This is a genomic window from Ramlibacter sp. (genome assembly GCF_035706265.1).
GTDB lineage: Bacteria > Pseudomonadota > Gammaproteobacteria > Burkholderiales > Burkholderiaceae_C > Ramlibacter.
In genome coordinates, this window is record NZ_DASSVG010000095.1 from 1 (window position 1) to 3,406 (window position 3,406).

Genomic DNA, 3,406 nt, shown 5'->3' on the forward strand with positions numbered 1-3,406 from the left:
CGGCGCCCTCGGGCTTGCGCAGGTCCACCGCGATGCTCTTCTTGTTGCGGTTGAACATGGGGAAGAAGCCGATGCCGGCGCCGAGCAGGCGGCGCGAGTGGTCGCCCTCCAGCGGCTCGAGCTTGATCACCTCGGCGCCCAGGTCCGCCAGCACCATGCCGCAGGTGGGGCCCATGACCATGTGGGTGAATTCGACGACGCGCAGGCCTTTCAGCGGCTGCGGCGGGAGCGTGCTGGCTTCAGGCATGGGCGGCCTCCTTCATCGTCTTGGGCAGGCCGGTCTTCCAGACCGTGCCGTGGGTCGCCTCGCCGGCGAGCCATTGCGCGACGCGCGCGCGCAGCGCCAGCAGGCGGTCGAAGTCGAGGCCGGTTTCGATGCCCATGCTGTGCAGCATGTACGTGAGGTCTTCGGTGGCGACGTTGCCGCTCGCGCCGGGCGCGTGCGGGCAGCCGCCGATGCCGGCGGTGCAGGCGTCGAAGCGCGCGATGCCCAGTTGCATCGCGGCGAACACGTTGGCCAGCCCGAGCCCGCGGGTGTCGTGGAAGTGGCCGCAGGCGAGCTTGTCGCCGGCCACCTTCAGCACCCGCTCGAACAGGTGCGAGACCATGGCGGGGTCGGCGTAGCCCACGGTGTCGGCCAGGCTCACGGCGTCCACCCCGGCGTCCAGAACCGCCTGCACCAGGCGCACGACTTCCGCCGGATCGACCCGGCCCTGGATCGTGCAGCCGAAGGCGGTGCTGATGCCCACCTCGATCTGCGTGCGCGACCCGCGGGCGTCGCGCTCGGCGCGGATGCGGCCGATCTCCGCCACCACGTCGGCGGGCGTCTTGCGCAGGTTGGCCAGGCTGTGCGCGTGGCTTGCCGACAGCGGCAGCAGCATCATTTCCGCGTTGGCGTCCAGGGCGCGCTCGGCGCCCTTCAGGTTGGGCACCAGCACGGTGGCGCGCAGGCCGGGCAGGGTCTGGGCGAAGGCCAGCACCTCGCCGGTGTCGGCCAGCTGCGGCAGCAGCTTCGGCGGCACGAAGGAGCCGACCTCGATCTCGCGCTGGCCGGCCTCGTAGGCCGCGCGGATCCATTCGAGCTTGTCCGCCGTCGGCAGGATGGTGGCGACGCTCTGCAGGCCGTCGCGCAGGCCCATCTCCCGCACGACCACGCGGCGGGGCAGGGATTCGGTGAAACGGGAGGGGTGCATGGAGCGGGAGTCTAGAATTTCCACGTTGGCCTTTGATCTCTATTTCGGAACGATCAAGTTCCCATCCGGAATACCTTGCGCGACCTCGACCTGACCACCCTGCGCCTGTTCGTCTCCGTCTGCGAGACGGGCAACATCGCGCGCGCCGGCGAGAAGGCCAGCATCGTCGGCTCGGCGATCAGCAAGCGGCTGGCGCAGCTGGAACACCAGGTCGGCACGGCACTGCTGGTGCGCAAGCGCCATGGCGTGCTGCCCACGCCGGCGGGCCAGACGCTGCTGGAACACGCGCGTGCCATGCTCGATGGCGCCGCCCGCATCGAGCGCGACATGGAAGCCTATGTGGCCGGCGGGCGCGGCCAGGTGCGCATCCTCGCCTCCGTCTCCGCGATGACCGAGTCGCTGGCCGACGACGTGGCGGCCTTCCTGCGGCTGCCGCAGCACCGCGCCATCAAGGTGGACCTGGAGGAGCGCGTGAGCCCCGAAATCGTGCGCGGCGTGCGCGAAGGGCACGCGTCGCTCGGCGTGTGCTGGGATGCCGCGGACGTCGGCGCGCTGCAATCGCGCCCCTACCGCACCGACACGCTGTGCGTCGCGGTGCCGCACGGTCACCCGCTCGCGGCGCGCCGCAAGCTGCGCTTCGCCGACACGCTGGCCTACGAGCACGTGAGCCTGCCGGTCAACAGCGCGGTGCAGGTGATGCTGCAGCGGCGGGCCGCCTCGCTGGGCCGCAGCCTGGACCACCGCGTGGTGGTCACGAATTTCGAAGCGGCCCTGCGCGTCGTGCGCGCCGGGCTGGCGATCAGCATCGTGCCGCGCGAAGTGGCCGCCGCCGGTGCGGCGCCGCCCGCCGGCCTGCAGCTGCTGCCCCTGGACGAACCCTGGGCGCAGCGGCGTTTCATCCTCTGTTTCCGCGACGCCGGGTCGCTCACGCCGGCGGCGCAGCTGCTGGTGGAGTACCTGGCGGCGCAGGCCCCCGCACCATGACCGCAGCAGTCCTCGCCCTCGGCGCGCAACCGCGCTTCCTCTTCCTCACCCGCGACGCCGACACCGTGCGCGCGCAGCTGGCCGGCGCGCAGCTCACGCGTGCCCAGGCCGGCGCGCTGCGCGACGACGTCTCCACCGACGAGATCAGCCCGGTGCGCATCATGTCGCACTACGACGCGAAGCTCGCGCGCTTTCCCTACACCGGTTTCACCACCGCCGACCGCCAGCAGCCGATCGCCCCCGGCGCCGTGCAGGCCGGCGGCTTCCAGGTGACGGTGGCGGGGCGGCGCTACGGCAAGGGGTCTTCCCGCGAGCACAGCCCCGCGGCGGAGCAGCTGGCCGGCATCCGGCTGGTGATCGCCGAGAGCTTCGAGCGCATCTACCGCCAGAACGCCGACAACATCGGCCTGTTCACGTCCACCGACTTCGGCTTGGTCGAACGCCTGCAGCGCGGCGAGGCGATCCCCGTCGAGGAACTGGTGGCGGGGCGCGATGCGCTCGCGGCGGCCATCCTGCGCAGCGGCGGCCTGCTGCGCTTCGGCCAGCAGCACCTGCGCGCGGCCACGTCGGTGGCGCTGCCGGCCGCGGCGCGGCCGCTCACGCTGTTCGAGAAGATCGTGCAGCGGCACCTGCTGCACACGCCTGTGACCCCCGACGCGCCGCAGCCGGGGGAAGGCTGCTTCGTGCGCGCCGACTGGCGCTTCATCCACGAGTACTACACCGGCATGGCGGCGCACATGCTGCACGAGACGCTCGGGCGGCCGCTGCAGCTGCACGGGCCGGAATCGATCCTGGTGTACGAGGACCACACCTCCTACGTCGACGAGAGCCCGGCGCACGCCGGCTCGCCCCTGCTGCCCAACATGCATGCCATGCAGCGGGCGCAGCGGGAGTTCGCCGCGGCCTACGGGCTGTGCAGCCACCGCACCCTGACCGAGGACGAGGCGCGGGCCGACGACGGCAGCAACGTGGCCGGCATCTCGCACGCCATGATGGCGGAGCACTACGCGCTGCCGGGGCAGTTGGTGGTGGGCACCGATTCGCACACGCCGCACAGCGGGGCGCTCGGCTGCGTGGCGTTCGGCGTCGGCACCACCGACATGGCCAACGCCTTCGTCACCGGCGCGGTGCGGCTCACGATGGCACCGGTGCTGCGCATCGAGCTGGAAGGCGAACTGCCGCCGGGCGTGGCGGCCAAGGACGTCGCGCTGCACCTGCTGCAGCTGCCC

Annotated in this window: 4 protein-coding genes; 2 read left to right on the forward strand and 2 right to left on the reverse strand. The window is 72.0% G+C overall.

From position 1 onward, the window contains the following. Positions 1-247, reverse strand: a 247-nt coding sequence (locus tag VFM98_RS03680; protein ID WP_325108550.1) for a CoA transferase, incomplete at its 3' end; no start/stop codon positions are given. Then, the gene (locus VFM98_RS03685) at positions 240-1,193 is read right to left on the reverse strand and encodes a hydroxymethylglutaryl-CoA lyase (RefSeq protein WP_325108551.1); all 954 of its coding nucleotides are present in this window, start codon (positions 1,191-1,193) and stop codon (positions 240-242) included. The genes VFM98_RS03685 and VFM98_RS03680, both read right to left, overlap by 8 nt. Positions 1,194-1,268: 75 nt before the next feature. Between VFM98_RS03685 and VFM98_RS03690 the strand changes: the two genes are divergently transcribed. Together VFM98_RS03690 and VFM98_RS03695 are read left to right on the forward strand one after the other, a co-directional pair. Beyond that, entirely contained in the window at positions 1,269-2,177 is a 909-nt protein-coding gene (locus VFM98_RS03690; RefSeq protein ID WP_325108552.1) for a LysR family transcriptional regulator, read from the forward strand. Beyond that, positions 2,174-3,406 (forward strand): aconitase family protein (locus VFM98_RS03695; RefSeq protein WP_325108553.1); only part of this gene is annotated, 1,233 nt, incomplete at its 3' end. The genes VFM98_RS03690 and VFM98_RS03695, both read left to right, overlap by 4 nt.